This is a genomic window from Pseudomonas rossensis, assembly GCF_039888995.1.
GTDB lineage: Bacteria > Pseudomonadota > Gammaproteobacteria > Pseudomonadales > Pseudomonadaceae > Aquipseudomonas > Aquipseudomonas rossensis.
Map to the genome: position 1 here is coordinate 22,295 of NZ_JBBWCB010000008.1, position 15,892 is coordinate 38,186.

Below are 15,892 nucleotides of genomic sequence, written 5' to 3' on the forward strand. Positions count from 1 at the left end.
CTGTAGCAGCTGTCGAGTGAAACGAGGCTGCGATCTTTTGATCTTTACGCCCGCGCCAACGCCAGCAGTTTTTCGCGCCACGCAGCCTTCGCCGGCAGCGCCAGGAAAAACTCATTCAACAACGATTCCCGCGCCGGATAACAAAACGGCGCACCGCTCAAATCCAGCACCTCACCGCCCGCCCCTTCAAGCACGCCTTGTGCCGCCGCCGTGTCCCACTGCGAAGTCGGCGCCAACCGCGGATAACAATCCGCCGCCCCCTCAGCCAACAAACAGAACTTCAACGAACTGCCGATGTTAGCCAATTGCAGTTCACCCAGACTGTCACTCAACCCGGCCAGCAGGCGCTCCTGCTCAGGACTTGAATGCCGACGACTGGCAACCACGGTAAACGCTTCACCCTCAGCAGGGACCTCGCGAACCTGAATCGGCAAAGGCTCCGCGCCTTTATCGCCACGCCACGCGCCCAAACCAGCACCACCGACGTAGAAGCGCCCGTTGGTCGGCATCGACACCACGCCAAACACCACTCGCCCCTGCTCGATCAGCGCGATATTGACGGTAAATTCTTCGCTACCGGAGATGAACTCCTTGGTTCCATCCAGTGGGTCCACCAGCCACCAACGCTGCCACCCGGCGCGCACGCTCTGGGGAATGTTGGCGTCTTCTTCGGACAGCACCGGGATGCTCGGGGCCAGTGCCGTCAGCCCGGCCAGGATCACATGGTGAGCGGCCATGTCGGCGGCCGTCACCGGGGAATCATCGGATTTTGCAGTCACGGCGACGTTGGCACGCCAAAACGGCAGAATCGCTTCACCGGCTTTCAGCGCCAGTTCAACAACAGGCGCCATCAACGGATGGGGGAAAATCATGGCTGGAACACTCCACGCTGAGTCAGTAGATCACGGGCCAGATACAGTGCTGCCAATGCACGGCCCTCAGTGAATCGCGGGTTCTGGGCCAAGGCCGACAACTCACGCAGGTTGATTTTGTCCACGCCCATCGGCTCGGGCTCATCGCCTTCAAGGCTTTCTTCGTACAGATCAGTGGCCAGCACCACCTGGATCTTCTGGCTCATGTAACCGGGCGACAACGACAACTCAGTCAAATGCTCCAGTTGCCGCGCGCCATACCCGGCCTCTTCCTTGAGCTCCCGCTCGGCCGCCGCCAGCACGTCCTCGCCCGGCTCGATCAAGCCTTTAGGCAAAGACAGCTCGTATTCATCCGTGCCGCCGCAATACTCTTCGACCAGCACCGCGTGGTCCGCATCCAGCATCGCCACGATCATCACCGCGCCATAACCGGCGCCCTTGCCGACCAGTCGCTCATACGTGCGCTCCACGCCATTGGAAAAGCGCAACTTCAGCTCTTCGACGCAGAACAAACGGCTGGTGGCGACGATCTCGCGGGCGAGGATGGTGGGTTTCTGGCGCATGAGCGGCTCCTTGGCGATAGCGCGTTACTATACCCGGCCTATCCTGATTGTTTACGTCGGATATCTTTTTTACCGCTGGAGAAGTTTTTATGTCCCTGCTGCCCTGGCGCGACATCGACACCGTTCTGCTGGATATGGACGGCACGCTGCTGGACCTGCATTACGACAACCATTTCTGGATGGAACACCTGCCCCAGCGTTACGCCGAATTGCACGGGGTAAGTCGGGCCATGGCCGAGATGGAGTTGCAACCGTTGTTCGAACGCAACGCCGGCCAGTTGCAGTGGTATTGCCTGGATTTCTGGAGCGCCGAGCTCAAACTGCCGGTGCGCGAACTGAAACTGGAAACCGCGCATTTGATTGCCTTGCGACCGGATGCGGACACCTTTCTGGCCGCCATCAAACAAGCTGGCAAGCGAGTGGTGCTGATCACCAATGCACACCGCGATTCGCTGTCATTGAAACTGGAAAGAATCGAACTGGCGCCGTACTTCGAGCGGTTGATCAGCTCGCATGATTACGGGTTTGCCAAGGAAAACCCGCAATTCTGGGATGCCTTGCAGGCGGACATCGGCTTCGACCCGACGCGCAGTCTGTTTATCGACGACACCTTGCCGATTCTGCGTAGCGCCCGCGACTTTGGGGTTGCGCATCTATTGGCCGTGAGCGAACCGGACAGCCGCAAAGGGCCCAAAGACACCGCAGAGTTTGCGGCGGTGGGGGATTATCGAGAATTGATCGAAGGCCTTTAGAACTGTCTGTAAACGAAAAAAGCCGCCGCGCTGACCGCCAAAGGCCAGCCCGCAGGCTCCCGCCTATGCAAAAAGCTCACTAGCTTAACCCTACTCCCGCGCTCGATACATGTCCTGAACGCTAACTATAAACTGCACATAAAAGCATTTTCGAACGCCTATTAAGGATCAAGAATCGTCACGGTAAATAAGTTACTGCGTCAGGGGCACGTATGCGCTGCCGTAGCTTGGTAGCTTCCACGCAGGGGAGTCGCGCGCACCTAAAAGGAGCAAATCCTCCAGAGGCAGCGCTCGGCGTCAGTTCCAGCGGTCCCAATGGCAGTAACTCAGATACAGGGAAAATAGACAGACTCTGGAGTTATCCGTGAAGCACATCCAACATCCTCGTAAGGCCCCCACCCAGACTCGTTCGAAAATGATGGTCGAGGCCATCCTCGAAACCACTGCCAACGTGGTGGTCAAACATGGCTATGCTGGGACCAATACCAACCTGGTCGCGCAGCTGGCCGGCGTCAGCGTCGGATCGGTCTATCAGTATTTCCCCAACAAAGACTCACTGATAGCCGCCCTGCACTATCGCAAGGTCAAGGCCACTCACGAAGCCATCCAAGGCCTTCTGACCCGCTCAGACATCTCCAGCCTGCAAGGGCATATCGAGCACTTGGTACGAGCCTTCCTGACCCCACATACGAAGGAGCCGGAGCTGCATCGACTGCTGGAGCAAGAGTTCTCGTTCTTGAATGATCAGACGACCGAGGATGCGTATAAAGCGGAAATCCCGCTAATGGTGCAGGACCTGCTGGGGCGCTGGGCCGACCAACTGGTGCAAAACGATATCCAGCTGGCCGCCTGGCTAGTGACCCGGATGATCAGGTCACTGATACATGCCTATGTGATCGAATGCCCCGATTTTTGCCCCAAGGCTATCGAAAAAGCCATCTGCGACTCAGTCATGGGCTATCTGTGCGGGACAGCCAACAACACTTCGCTACTGGTTTCCCGCGCGCGACGGATTGCAAAAAACCGCACCAACGCCCGCATGGCGCACTCATGCGCCCCCGCGGCGTGACGCCTGCACCGCGCACAATTGCTCATAACGATTGAGCAGTCGCCTGGATTGTAGATAGCTTGGCACCTCAACAATTAGCCCATCCACTTCTGCCCGCACCTTACCGCCACTGGCAGCCTGTTCGAAGGCCTCGATCTGGCGAACTGACAACTCGGCATCGGCACTTGTCGGTGTCAGATAGCGATTGGCAACGGCCACGTGATCCGGATTGACCACACCTTTTGCCTGATAACCGATAGAGCGCGCAACGCGCATGTCCGCTTCGGCGCCCTCGTCATCAGCAAAGGTATAGGGCGAATCAATCGCCAGGACTCCGGCAGCAGCGCATTCAAGGAGAAAACGGGATCGGGGATAGAACAGCTCGGTCCCTTCTCTACTGCGCCCGGCACCGAGGTCAGCGACCATATCTTCAGTCGCTACCAGCATTCCCTTGATTCGCGGGCTCGAATGCGCGATATCGATCGCTCGCACCACACCCAGGGCGGTTTCGATGTTCGGGACAATCAGCGTTGAGCCCTGCTTGATCGAAAGCATCGACTCCAGCCGGGTAATTTGCTGGTCCAACTCGATCATCTGTTCAGTGGATTCGACTTTCGACATCATGATGATTGCCGGCCGGCCGACCATAACCGCACTTAGATCATCATGGCCGCACGTTTCGAAGGGATTGATGCGCACCGAAGTGATACGCCCGCACTCGCGCCAATGGTCCATGACTCTCGCCGATAATGCGCGGGCCTCTGCGCGCCTGGCCGGCGGCGTGAAATCTTCCAGCTCCTGTACCAGGACATCGGCACCCGTTTGCAGTGCCGCATGCAGCGCGACCTCTTCTGCGCCTGGTACAAACAAGAACGTACGGCATAGCGCCAACGGGTTTTCGGGGGACATAGCCATAGCATCTTCCTGATGATCTGTTGGGTTGAGAGAGGAAAAAATACGAGGTACTTCTAGAGCATGGTCAGGCCGCCATCCACCGGAATAGTCACACCACTGACAAATGAGGCTTTGCCGGACAACAACCACGCGATAACCTCGGCGGCTTCGTTCGCCGAGCCTTCACGACGCAATGCGGTCATCTCATGCAAACGCTGTAACTGGCCATCCTGACGAGTGGTGTCATCGAGCATCGGGGTACGAATCACGGCGGGGGCGACACAATTGACGTTAATACCTCGAGGGCCCAATTCGCGGGCAAGGCCCTTGGTCATGGTCACCACCGCGCCCTTGCTGGCGGCATAGGCCAGAGTCCCGGCCAAGCCACCACCGCGCAGCCCGGCGACACTGGCCACAGTGCAGATGCGAGCACCCGGGCTCATTCGCGGCACAGCCAATTGCACGACACTGAAGGTGCCGATCAGGTTGATATCCATCAGTGTTCGGAAACGCGCAGCCGTGAGCGAATCAAAAGGTGAGGTATCGACTACCCCGGCACAGGTTGCCAGGGCGTCTATCCGACCCTGCCAATCATCGATCTGCTGGAACACCCGAGCCAGCGCCTGCTCGTTACAGACATCGGCAACAAACCCGCGGTGCTGGCTACCCAGCCCACCGATCGCTTCCTCCAGCCCCTGCGCATTCATGTCCAGGCCTGCGACCAAAAATCCCAACTGGTGCAAGTGTCGTGCAGTGGCTGCGCCAATGCCGCTGGCGGCGCCAGTCACTACGGCCACGGGTTGTAATGAAGACATCTGAGCGGGACTCCTTGAGCATTCCGTTGCGGGTCGGCGTGAGCCTTGATCAGGTACCCACCCACTCGACTGGACGAGCCAGAACGAGCGCTTATGCTAAAAGAACCCGGACAGCCTCACTACTCGCATGCCAAACAGACAGCCCTTGGTTAATACAGCAGTCTAAAGCGACTTATTACTCGCATTTATTTTCTACTCGGTCGTTAATGTGTATTGTCCGACAATAGGAATACAACACCGTTCCTGAAAATGCGAGTACGCCAGTCTTATACGGACTGAAGTTGCTCTTCTGTTTACGCGCCCCTCAGATGAAACAAGACCGAGAACAGCGACTCTGCGCTACCTATCGATAGGTCCGCGCTCGCCAAGTTGGAAGTTTCGTCAGTCTTTTCGAGCGCAACGGAATGCGAGTAGCCACACTAATACCTGTGCCGTAGCATGAGTAACAAGTTGTGACAAGCGCTGAGAGAGCCTAGAACTATTAGTCATCAAAGCGTCATAAAGTTCAATGCTTTGATGAACACACCAACGCTTCTCACCAGCACAACTCAGATGTCTCACTAAGCCAAGAGGGTACTGCAATGGGCAACAATGGATTTGATACCGTCATCGAAGTTAAATATCGCGACACCGACTCGATGGGTCATGTAAGCAGCCCTGTTTACTACGACTACTTGCAGCACGCTTACCTGAGCTACATGCACAACCTGCTGAACCTGCCGAAGGATCAAAAGCTTCCGCACATCATGGTCAAGACCTCCTGCGAATATGTTAAGCCAGCGGTCTATGGCAACATCGTGACTGTCACCAGCCGTGTTATCGAGTTCGGCAACAAGAGCTTCGAGATGGAGCACATCATGCACCTTAGCGATGCAGGGAAAACCACTGTCGCTAAAGGCCTGTCCAAACATGTGATGTTCGACTACGCGGGCAATCGCACCATCACCGTCCCCGACGAATTCAAAAACCAGGTTCTGGCCTTCCAGGAGTAGTGATCGAAACCCGACCACGACTCGAACAATGATCGCTGGCCGATGCCACCAGGCCGGCGTCTAGGGTGTATTGATAGGTAACGCAAATATGCTGCTGTCCTGGACTACCGAACAACGAAGCCTGCTCGAGAAATACCGTGAAATCGGCGGGCAACTGGCAAGTGCAAACAAAGGCACACCGGTTGGGTTTGACCATGCCGGTTGGAGCCGCCTCTGCGAGGAGGGACTATGGAAACTGGTAATTCCATCCAGTCACGGCGGCACGGGAGAAGACTGGTGGGGCTTCACTGCAGCGCTTGAAGGGCTGGCCTCTTCGATCCGCACACCAGAGCTGCTGCTCTCGGTCATCGCTCAGGCCGGTATGGTTCGGGCGTTGATGCTGTATGGCAGCGAAAGCCAGAAGGACCGATACCTTCAGGCGATTCTCAACGGCGCAATCAGCGCCACCGGGATCGCCGAACCTGGCACCGGTACCGACGTCAGAAGCATCGACAGCACGCTCAGCCCTACCGCCGACGGCTACAGCCTGACCGGCAGCAAATACAATATCGCTCACGCACCGATCGCCGACTTCATGCTGATCGTGACCAAACTGGCCGATATCCCAAAGCACAATATCGCGCTGGTCCTGCTCGACGGCGACATGCAAGGCCTGAGCAGAGGCGAGCCGGATGACAAGCTCGGCAACAAGAATCTACCTACCGGCCCGCTGTACTTCGACAACGTTCAGGTACAGGCTTGCCAAGTACTGGGCAAAGCCGGTCGCGGCCTGCAACAACTGATCGACATTATTTCTTTGGGCCGACTTTATTACGGTCTGGTGGCAGTCAACCTGCCAACGCCTTATGTTGCCGAGGCCGTGCGCTACGCCGCCGAGCGACAAAGCTTCAATAGTTCAATCGACAGCCACCAATATGTACAAAAGCGCCTGATCAATATGACCATTGGCATGGAGCGCAATCGCTGGATGGTCTATGCCGCGCTGTACCAACTTCTTAATGGTCATCCGCAGGCGTTGATGAGTTGTTCCATCGCTAAACTTACCAGTGCCCAAGACTTGATAGAAACTGCACTAAGTCTGGTAAAACTGTATGGCAGTATCGGCTATCACGAAGGTGGCATCGCCACCTTTGTTAAAGATGCTCTGGGCTTTGCCAGTGTCGGCGGCACAGAAGAAATGCATCAAAAAAATATATTCAATCAAATGCTTCGACTGGCATCCCATACAGAATAACAAAACAGCAATGCAGCCAACTTAATAGCCGGTTGATCCTGCGCACTCTAAACAGTGTGCTGTCGGCTTTAGGTTGAGCTGTGACGTCTTATCGAATGCATAACACTGCGTGCGACGTTGTATCAGCCTCACTGCGTGGTTAACGGCCGCGTGCCGGTACAACCAATTGCATCAATGATGAGTGGCTTGAGATGAATAGCGAGAACATTCTTTTCTCTGTGGATCAAGGTGTCGCTGTCGTGGTTCTGAATCGTCCGGACCAATTCAACAGCTTTACCGCAGACATGCACGAGCAACTGCGCCAAGCGTTGGCTCTGGTTCGGCAAGATCCAGGTATTCGCGCCCTGTTGCTGACCGGCAAAGGCCGGGCGTTTTGCGCCGGGCAGGATCTGGCGTCGTTGCAGATAAATCCTGACGGAACACCAGCAAACCTGGGCGACCTGCTCGAGCATGACTACAACCCGCTGATCAGAGCCTTGCGTGACCTGCCAATTCCGGTGATCTGCGCCGTCAACGGCGTAGCCGCCGGAGCTGGAGCCAGTATCGCTCTTACCGCCGACCTGGTCATCGCGGCCCGCAGCGCCAGTTTTATTCAGGCCTTCGGCAAGGTTGGCCTGATACCCGATTCAGGCGTCAGCTGGGTACTTCCACGCCTGATCGGCAGCGCTCGAGCCAAAGCGCTGTTTATGTTGGGCGAGCGCATCAGCGCCGAGCAAGCACAACAGTGGGGAATGATCTGGCGTTGCGTAGATGACAGTGAGCTTGCAGACGAAGCGCTGCTGCTGGCTAGGCACCTTGCCACGCAACCGACCTACGCTCTCGGTCTGCTCAAGCGCTGCATGGATTTAAGCCAGCAACACAGCCTGGATCAGCAGCTTGAAACGGAACGCGAGTTGCAGACGCTGGCAGGGCAAAGCGAGGACTTCAGTGAAGGCCTCAACGCTTTTATCGAGAAGCGCAGCACTCACTTCAAGGGTCGTTGAAAATGGACGCAATCGCACGTTTGGACACTGCGGTCAGACCGCTGCTCAATACTCACGATGACGCACTTGAACACGCGTCGATCGACCAACTGCGGCACCACCAGTTGCAACGTTTGCGATGGAGCCTGTCACACGCCTACACCAACGTCCCGTGGCATCGCCAGCAGTTCCATGATTTGGGGGTTCACCCTTACGACCTGAACAACCTGGAAGATCTGGCACGCTTCCCGTTGACCAGCAAAGCCGAGCTGCGCGAGCACTACCCTTTCGGGCTGTTCGCCGTGCCCATGGAGCAAGTGGTTCGTCTGCACGCCTCCAGTGGCACCACCGGCAAACCGACAGTGGTCGGTTACACCCGCAACGACATCGATGTCTGGGCCTCACTGGTGGCCCGCTCGATTCGCGTGGCGGGCGGGCACAGCGGCGACCGTATTCACATTGCCTACGGTTACGGCCTGTTCACCGGTGGCCTGGGCGCACATTACGGTGCGGAGAAACTCGGCTGCACGGTTATCCCGATGTCTGGCGGGCAGACCGCTCGACAAGTCCAACTGATCCAGGATTTCCGTCCCGACATCATCATGGTCACGCCGTCTTACATGCTCAACATCGCCGAAGAAATCGAGCGTCAGGGTATCGCCACCGAAGATCTGTCACTGCGGGTCGGCATCTTTGGTGCAGAGCCGTGGAGCGCGCAGATGCGTAGCGAGCTGGAACAACGGCTCGGCATTCAGGCACTGGATATCTATGGATTGTCCGAGCTGATGGGACCGGGCGTTGCCATGGAATGCCTGGACACCAAAGACGGCCCGACACTTTGGGAAGACCATTTCTACCCTGAAATCATCGACCCCGACACCGGCGCGGTATTGCCCGACGGGCAGTTCGGTGAGCTGGTGCTGACCTCGCTCAGCCGCGAGGCACTGCCGATGATTCGTTATCGCACCCGTGACCTGACCCGACTGTTGCCAGGCACCGGTCGAGCCATGCGTCGCCTGGACAAAATCACCGGTCGTAGCGACGACATGCTGATCATCCGCGGGGTCAACGTGTTCCCGACGCAGATCGAGGAACAACTGCTCAAGCAGGCGCCGCTGAGCCCGATCTATGAGCTGCACATCTATCGCAGCGGCAACCTCGACAGCCTTGAAGTGCATGTCGAACTGCGCCCGGAGCACGCCGCGCTGAGCGAGCCTGAGCGGGATGCGCTGTGTCGCGAATTCGGCCATCAGATCAAGGTCCATGTCGGCATCAGCACGCAGATCAAGTTACAGCCCCACCACACGCTCAAGCGCTCGGAAGGAAAGGCTTGCCACGTCTTCGATCGACGCGGCGAGTACTGATTGCGCACCTCACACGTCTTCGACTCACACGAGGAACCGCTCATGCAATCTTCATCGCAAAAGGATTTCGGCTCGACCCACGAGTCTGACGAAGAAGCCGCCTTTATGGAAAAAATCCAGGCTGAAGTGAAAATAGAGCCCGACAACTGGATGCCCGCCGGCTACCGAAAATCACTGATCCGTCAGATATCCCAACATGCCCACTCGGAAATCGTCGGCATGCTCCCGGAAGGCAATTGGGTCACCCGCGCGCCAACGTTCAAACGCAAGCTGCAACTCATGGCGAAAATCCAGGATGAAGCCGGTCATGGCCTGTACCTGTATTGCGCCGCAGAAACACTCGGCGCCGACCGCGACCAGGAGATCGCCCGCTTGCATGCCGGGCAAGCCAAGTACTCGAGCATTTTCAACTACCCAACGCCGAGCTGGGCCGATGTCGGCACCATCGGCTGGCTGGTCGACGGCGCCGCGATCGTCAATCAGGTAGTCCTGCAACGGACCTCCTACGGCCCCTATGCACGGGCCATGGTGCGGATCTGCAAAGAAGAAAGTTTCCATCAGCGCCAAGGCTACGAGCTGCTGTTGGTGATGATGAAACAAGGCACAGAGGCACAGAAGGCAATGGTTCAGGATTCAATCAATCGCTTCTGGTGGCCGGTGCTGATGATGTTCGGGCCAAGTGACGCGCACTCGCCCAACAGCGCGCAATCGATGGCCTGGAAGATCAAACGCAACAGTAACGACGAGCTGCGTCAGCGATTCATTGACCAGACCATCGCGCAACTGGAATTCCTCGGTTGCACAGTCCCGGACCCGGACCTTAAGTGGAACGCCGGACGCGGTCACTACGACTTCGGTGAGATCCAGTGGGATGAGTTCTACCACGTACTCGAAGGTAATGGTCCCTGCAATCAAGAGCGCCTTGATACCCGCCGCCAAGCCTTCGAAGAAGGTAGCTGGGTACGCCAGGCGGCAGCCGCCCACGCTCGCAAACAACAAGAAAAAAACCGAGAGGCCGCGCATGTCTGAATGGTCCCTGTATGAGGTCTTCGTGCGCAGCAAGCACGGCCTCAACCACAAACATGTTGGCAGCGTGCACGCCACCGATGCGTGCATGGCCATCGAAAACGCTCGCGAGCTCTACACCCGGCGCAATGAGGGCATCAGCCTGTGGGTGGTCGCGGCGGAACAGATCACCGCTTCCAACCCGCAAGACAAGGAGATGCTGTTCGAACCGTCTCAGGACAAGGTTTATCGGCACGCCAGTTTTTATGAGCTGCCCGACGAAGTGGGGCATATGTGAGCCAGATCATGAATCAAACCGACGAGCTAATCGACTATCTGCTGCAAATGGGTGACAGCGCATTGATCACCGGCCAGCGCCTGTGCGAGCTGTGCGGGCATGCCCCGGCCATTGAGGAAGAACTGGCGCTGATGAATGTCGGCCTCGACCTGGTCGGCCAGGCTCGCAACTGGCTGGAGTACGCTGCCGAGCTGCTCAATGACGGGCGCAATGCCGACCGCTTGGCGTTCCTGCGCGGTGAACATCTGTATCGCAATCTGCTGTTGGTCGAACAGCCCAACGGAGACTATGCGCAAACCTGCGTGCGCCAATTTCTGTATGACGCCTGGCACTTTCATCGGCTGCAGGGTTTGCAGAACTCCAGCGACAAGATGGTCGCCGCTATCGCCAACAAAGCCCTGAAAGAAGTTACCTACCACCTGCGCCGCTCCAGCGAGTGGATGCTGCGCTTGGGCGACGGCACCGACTACAGCCATCAACGGATGCAGAGCGCGCTGGATCAGCTGTGGCGCTTCACTCATGAACTGTGCACGGTCAGCGACCGCGAGCAGCGTCAGTATCAAGTCGGTTTGAGCAGCGATCCCCAACTGCAGGTGAACGCCTGGCGCGAGACCGTAGAGGGCATCCTCGCCCGCGCAACCCTGAAGCTGCCGCCGCCTGCGCGCTACTTCTACTTGAGTGGCATCGAGGGACGGCACACGGAAAACCTCGGCCCGCTTTTGGCGACCATGCAGTCTCTACCACGAGCTTACCCAGATGCACGCTGGTGAGCTGATCGCGTCCGACTGGTGTGGTCGTCGGGCGAAGGCCGAGGACCTGCCAAACGCCTGGTCGCTCATGGCACAGGTGATGGACCCGGAAGTGCCGGTGGTCAGCCTGGTCGACCTGGGCATCGTGCGCGACATTCTGTTCCAGGACGGCCGGCTGAAGGTGGTGCTGACACCCACCTATTCCGGCTGTCCAGCGACCGAAATGATCGAGCAACGTGTGCGCCAGGCGCTGGAATGCGCAGGCTATGCCACGCCCTATCTGGAACAGCGACTGGCGCCAGCCTGGAGCTCGCAATGGATCACCAACCAGGGCCGGCAACGCCTGCTGGACTACGGCATCGCCCCGCCACAGGAGAAATCCGGCCCGGTGCCCTGCCCGCAATGTGCGAGTCTCGATACCGAAACCGTCAGCGAGTTTGGCTCGACCGCCTGCAAGGCGTTGTACCGGTGCCGCCGTTGCAAAGAGCCCTTCGACTACTTCAAGTGCATTTGAGTCTGTAGCTGACTCAGGAGAAATCCATGAACACCTTTCACCCACTGGAGGTCCGGGACATTCGGCGCGAAACCCGCGATGCGGTTTCGATTCTCTTCAATGTGCCCGGGGCATTGCGCGACACCTTCCAGTTTCAGCAGGGCCAGTACCTCGTACTGCGCACGCAACTGGATGGCGAAGAAATCCGCCGCTCCTACTCGATTTGCAGCGCTCCACATGAAAACGAGCTGCGGGTGGCGGTCAAGCAAGTCAGCGGCGGGCGCTTCTCCGAGTTCGCCAATCAAACGCTGGTCGTCGGCGATTATCTGGACGTCATGGCGCCAAGCGGCAATTTTTTTGTCGAGCTGGACGCGCAACGTCACGGCCGCTATCTGGGCATCGCCGCCGGCAGTGGCATCACGCCTTTGCTGTCGATCATCAAGACCACGCTCGAGCAGGAACCGCATAGTCAGTTCACCTTGCTCTATGGCAATCGCTCCAGTTCCGGGACGCTGTTTCGCGAACAACTGGGAGACCTGAAAGACCGCTATCTGGAACGCCTGAAGCTGATCTTCGTGATGAGCCGCGAGCGCCAGGATGTCGACCTCTATAACGGTCGCCTGGATGGGCAAAAATGCCGGCAATTCTTCACTCGCTGGATCGATGTCGCAGCGTTGGATCATGCGTTTATCTGCGGCCCGCATGCGATGACCATTGAGGTTCAACAAGCGTTGATCGAGCACCAGCTTGACCCCGCACGAGTGCACTGCGAACTGTTCGCCAGCCCATCAGCCGGCCGCAAACAGGCCGTTCGCGAGGCCGCCCCGACAGACACCGTCAGAACCAGCCTGATCACCGTGATCAGCGATGGTAACAGCCTGGCCTTCGAGCTCCCGCGCAACACCCTGAGCATTCTCGACGCCGGCAACCAGAACGGCGCAGAACTACCCTACGCCTGTAAGGCCGGGGTCTGTTCGACCTGCAAGGCCAGGTTGGTCGAAGGTGAAGTGGAGATGGACAGCAACTTCGCCCTTGAAGATTACGAGATCGAAGCAGGCTTCGTTCTCTCATGCCAATGCTTTCCCCTTTCTGATCGAGTAGTGCTGGACTTCGATCAACTTTGAAACCCTACAACAAGAAAACTGTTCCGCTGCTGCAGCACTTTTAGCACCGCCCTTTTCTGGTACCTGCGTGACTAAGCCGCCTTTGAACTGCCTTTAGCGCAGAGAAGACTCGACTCATCAAGGAACTCTGAGGAAAAACGAATCATGGACATGACTATTGGTGATTTTTTATTGCGACGCTTGCGCGAATTCGGCATTCGTCATCTGTTCGGCGTACCCGGGGATTACAACCTGGCATTCCTCGAACAGGTCGAGTACTCGAACGAAATAGAGTTCATCGGCAATTGCAATGAACTCAACGCTGCCTATGCCGCGGACGGCTATGCCCGGACCCAGGGCTTTGGCAGCGTATTGACCACCTATGGCGTCGGCGATCTGAGTGCGCTAAATGGCATCGCCGGCGCCTACGCCGAACGCGTACCGGTGATTCTGATCTCCGGCATGCCGCCCCTGCATGCGATTCTCGACCGCGCGTTGTTGCACCACACGCTGGTCGACGGCAACTACGACAACGTGATGATCACCCTGCGCGAGTTCACAGTGGCGCAAGCCCGCATCACGGTGGAAAACGCTGCAGCGGAAATCGACCGGGTGTTGCTGACCTGTTATCGAGAGCGACGACCGGTTTATCTACAGCTACCGTCGGACCTCGCCACGCTGCAAATCGAAGTGCCTGAGCATCCATTGCAGTTGACCGAAACCCGCAGTGATCCGAACCAACTAAAGGAAGTGGTTGAGCAGATCGTCCAGCGCCTTTCACACGCCAGCACGCCGACGCTATTGGTGGATGCAGATGTCTCGCGTTTTGGTCTGACCGGCTTGGTGCAGAGCCTGGCTGAAACGCTGAATGTGCCATTTGCAACCATGGCACCAGCCAAGGCCATGCTGCCAGAATCGCATCGTCTGTTTCTCGGGACCTACGTCGGCGCTGGTTCGGCTCCGAGCGTACGTGAAGCGATTGAAAACTCAGACTGCGTGATCAGCATCGGCGCTCGATTTACCGACACGAGCACGGGTCTGTTTTCGCAAAAATTCAGAGCCGGCTCGTTGATTCAGCTGCACCCCTATGCCGTATCCCTCAACCGTGTCCACTACACCGCCGTATCGGTGCGCCAAGTGCTGGCGGGCGTCCTTCAGCTGGCCACGAAGCGCCTCCAGGCCTGGCCGATGCGCGAGTTGCGCGAGTTGCGCGAGCAACGTTCAGTCACGCCGTTCGAGCCACAACCGGATGCCAAGCTGAGCCAACTGCGCTTCTGGCAACGCATCAGTCACTTCATAAAACCGGGCGATCTGATCATCGCTGAAAGTGGCACTTCTTCAGCTGGCCTCAACGGTTTGAGCCTGCCGGAAGATGTCACCTTCATTTCCCAGCCGATCTGGGGCGCTATCGGTTTCACTCTGCCGGCCCTGCTCGGCTCGCTAGTGGCCCAACCGCAACGCCGGCAGATGCTGTTCATCGGCGACGGTTCGATCCAGATGACCGTGCAGGAGCTGTCATCGATTCTGCGTCGCGACCTCAAGCCGATTATTTTCCTGATCAACAACGACGGCTATACCATCGAACGCCTGATACTCGGCGAGAACTCCAGCTACAACGACGTCAACCGCTGGCGTTACGCCGAGCTGCCGTATGTACTGGACACGCGCAATCGCTCTCGACGGCTGATCGTTCACACCGAAGATCAATTGGAGGCCGCTGTCGAACAGGCAGCGACAGCCAACGAGCTGGTGTTTATCGAAGTGATGATGGAGCGGATGGATGCCCCTGAGTCGCTCAAGCGTTTCGCGAAGATGTTTGCCGACTTCGATTTCGGTCCCATTCCCAAAGCGACCGAAACGTTGTCGATGGCAGTCTGAGCCAAAGGCATCGGCGGTGGTCACCGCCCATGCCTTCTTGCCTCCAGTGACCTTCAACGGTCACCCTCTGCATCAGGCGATGGAACGAACCACGCCACCATCGACACGCATCGCCGCACCGGTGGTTGCACTGGCTTGAAGCGACGCCAGATAGACCACCAGATTCGCCACTTCTTCAGTCGTCGCCAAACGCTTGATCAGCGAGCTTGCGCGATGTTGCGCGATGAAACTCTTCTCCAACTGCTCAGACGGCACGCCTTGTTCTTCGGCCATCTGCGCGAAGAAACCGCCGACACCTTCAGAGCGCGTTGGCCCCGGCAGTACCGCGTTGACCGTCACACCGGTGCCGGCCAGCGTTTCCGCCAGGCCACGAGAGATTGCCAGCAGCGCGGTTTTGGTGGTGCCGTAATGGACCATTTCAGCCGGAATCTGCAACGCCGATTCACTGGACAGGAACAACACCCGACCCCAGCCACGTTCAGCCATGACCGGCGCATAGTGACGTGACAGACGCACTGCGCTCATTACGTTGACGTCGAAAAAACGCTGCCAGTCGGCATCGGTAATATCAAAGAAACCCTTGGGCTCGAAGATCCCCAGGTTGTTCACCAGGATGTCGACATTCGATACTTTGGAGAACAGTTCCTGCGCGCCTTCCACGGTTCCCAGATCGGCTGCAAGACCGATCAGCCGAGCACCCGGCAGTCGGCTCAGAATGTGCTCGATAGCCTTGCGCACCCTCTCCTCGCTACGCCCGTTGATGACCACTTCAGCACCCGCCTCGGCCAGACCGAAAGCAATAGCCAGACCAATACCGGCCGTGGAACCACTGACGATCGCGCGCTTTCCGTGCAACGATATGTTCATGCT

Annotated in this window: 17 protein-coding genes; 12 read left to right on the plus strand and 5 right to left on the minus strand. The window is 57.7% G+C overall.

The genetic code is table 11. The features are described from left to right. Positions 1–44 precede the first annotated feature (44 nt). Positions 45–872, minus strand: a complete 828-nt coding sequence (gene cysQ / locus WLY71_RS04280) for a 3'(2'),5'-bisphosphate nucleotidase CysQ (RefSeq protein ID WP_347802629.1) — start codon at positions 870–872, stop codon at positions 45–47. Continuing rightward, the gene (nudE, locus tag WLY71_RS04285) at positions 869–1,435 is read right to left on the minus strand and encodes an ADP compounds hydrolase NudE (protein ID WP_033058385.1); all 567 of its coding nucleotides are present in this window, start codon (positions 1,433–1,435) and stop codon (positions 869–871) included. The genes cysQ and nudE overlap by 4 nt, the downstream gene beginning before the upstream one ends. Positions 1,436–1,524: 89 nt before the next feature. Between nudE and yrfG the strand changes: the two genes are divergently transcribed. Both yrfG and WLY71_RS04295 read left to right on the plus strand, forming a co-directional pair. Further along, positions 1,525–2,187: a GMP/IMP nucleotidase gene (gene yrfG, locus WLY71_RS04290; RefSeq protein ID WP_347802630.1), complete on the plus strand. Its 663-nt coding sequence runs from the start codon at positions 1,525–1,527 to the stop codon at positions 2,185–2,187. Positions 2,188–2,602: 415 nt separating this feature from the next. Continuing rightward, the gene (locus tag WLY71_RS04295) at positions 2,603–3,256 is read left to right on the plus strand and encodes a TetR/AcrR family transcriptional regulator (RefSeq protein WP_165353247.1); all 654 of its coding nucleotides are present in this window, start codon (positions 2,603–2,605) and stop codon (positions 3,254–3,256) included. Here the strand turns inward: WLY71_RS04295 and WLY71_RS04300 are convergent. Continuing rightward, positions 3,236–4,150 carry an HpcH/HpaI aldolase/citrate lyase family protein gene (locus tag WLY71_RS04300; RefSeq protein WP_347802631.1) on the minus strand — a complete coding sequence of 305 codons (915 nt, stop codon included), beginning with the start codon at positions 4,148–4,150 and terminating at the stop codon, positions 3,236–3,238. The two genes, WLY71_RS04295 and WLY71_RS04300, sit on opposite strands and share 21 nt — an antisense overlap. A 53-nt stretch (positions 4,151–4,203) precedes the next feature. Beyond that, positions 4,204–4,944 (minus strand): SDR family NAD(P)-dependent oxidoreductase, encoded by a 741-nt coding sequence (locus tag WLY71_RS04305; protein WP_347802632.1) that lies wholly within the window; start codon positions 4,942–4,944, stop codon positions 4,204–4,206. A gap of 581 nt (positions 4,945–5,525) precedes the next feature. Here WLY71_RS04305 and WLY71_RS04310 point away from each other — a divergent pair. From WLY71_RS04310 to WLY71_RS04355, 10 genes are all read left to right on the plus strand, one after another. Further along, positions 5,526–5,936, plus strand: coding sequence for an acyl-CoA thioesterase (locus tag WLY71_RS04310; protein ID WP_129439354.1), 411 nt, complete (start codon positions 5,526–5,528; stop codon positions 5,934–5,936). An 88-nt stretch (positions 5,937–6,024) separates the two neighbouring features. Further along, complete coding sequence (locus WLY71_RS04315; RefSeq protein ID WP_347802633.1) at positions 6,025–7,170, plus strand: acyl-CoA dehydrogenase family protein; 1,146 nt, start codon at positions 6,025–6,027, stop codon at positions 7,168–7,170. Between the two features lie 191 nt (positions 7,171–7,361). Then, the gene (gene paaG / locus WLY71_RS04320; protein WP_129439358.1) at positions 7,362–8,153 is read left to right on the plus strand and encodes a 2-(1,2-epoxy-1,2-dihydrophenyl)acetyl-CoA isomerase PaaG; all 792 of its coding nucleotides are present in this window, start codon (positions 7,362–7,364) and stop codon (positions 8,151–8,153) included. A gap of 2 nt (positions 8,154–8,155) precedes the next feature. Beyond that, positions 8,156–9,496 (plus strand): phenylacetate--CoA ligase PaaK, encoded by a 1,341-nt coding sequence (gene paaK / locus WLY71_RS04325; RefSeq protein ID WP_129439360.1) that lies wholly within the window; start codon positions 8,156–8,158, stop codon positions 9,494–9,496. Between the two features lie 42 nt (positions 9,497–9,538). Beyond that, a complete protein-coding gene (paaA, locus tag WLY71_RS04330; RefSeq protein ID WP_347802634.1) occupies positions 9,539–10,525 on the plus strand; it encodes a 1,2-phenylacetyl-CoA epoxidase subunit PaaA in 987 nt (328 codons plus the stop codon). Beyond that, on the plus strand, positions 10,518–10,799 hold the full coding sequence (paaB, locus tag WLY71_RS04335) for a 1,2-phenylacetyl-CoA epoxidase subunit PaaB (protein ID WP_347802635.1): 282 nt from the start codon (positions 10,518–10,520) through the stop codon (positions 10,797–10,799). Before paaA ends, paaB begins: the two co-directional genes overlap by 8 nt. Positions 10,800–10,807: 8 nt before the next feature. Continuing rightward, on the plus strand, positions 10,808–11,569 hold the full coding sequence (gene paaC, locus WLY71_RS04340; RefSeq protein WP_129439366.1) for a 1,2-phenylacetyl-CoA epoxidase subunit PaaC: 762 nt from the start codon (positions 10,808–10,810) through the stop codon (positions 11,567–11,569). Next, complete coding sequence (paaD, locus tag WLY71_RS04345) at positions 11,556–12,062, plus strand: 1,2-phenylacetyl-CoA epoxidase subunit PaaD (RefSeq protein ID WP_129439368.1); 507 nt, start codon at positions 11,556–11,558, stop codon at positions 12,060–12,062. The genes paaC and paaD overlap by 14 nt, the downstream gene beginning before the upstream one ends. A 26-nt stretch (positions 12,063–12,088) precedes the next feature. Then, entirely contained in the window at positions 12,089–13,165 is a 1,077-nt protein-coding gene (paaE, locus tag WLY71_RS04350; protein ID WP_129439370.1) for a 1,2-phenylacetyl-CoA epoxidase subunit PaaE, read from the plus strand. Between the two features lie 144 nt (positions 13,166–13,309). Continuing rightward, complete coding sequence (locus WLY71_RS04355; protein ID WP_347802636.1) at positions 13,310–15,022, plus strand: alpha-keto acid decarboxylase family protein; 1,713 nt, start codon at positions 13,310–13,312, stop codon at positions 15,020–15,022. A 72-nt stretch (positions 15,023–15,094) separates the two neighbouring features. On the opposite strand, the gene WLY71_RS04360 is transcribed toward WLY71_RS04355, so the two are convergent. Beyond that, positions 15,095–15,889 (minus strand): SDR family NAD(P)-dependent oxidoreductase, encoded by a 795-nt coding sequence (locus WLY71_RS04360; protein ID WP_347802637.1) that lies wholly within the window; start codon positions 15,887–15,889, stop codon positions 15,095–15,097. Between the last annotated feature and the right edge of the window lie 3 nt (positions 15,890–15,892).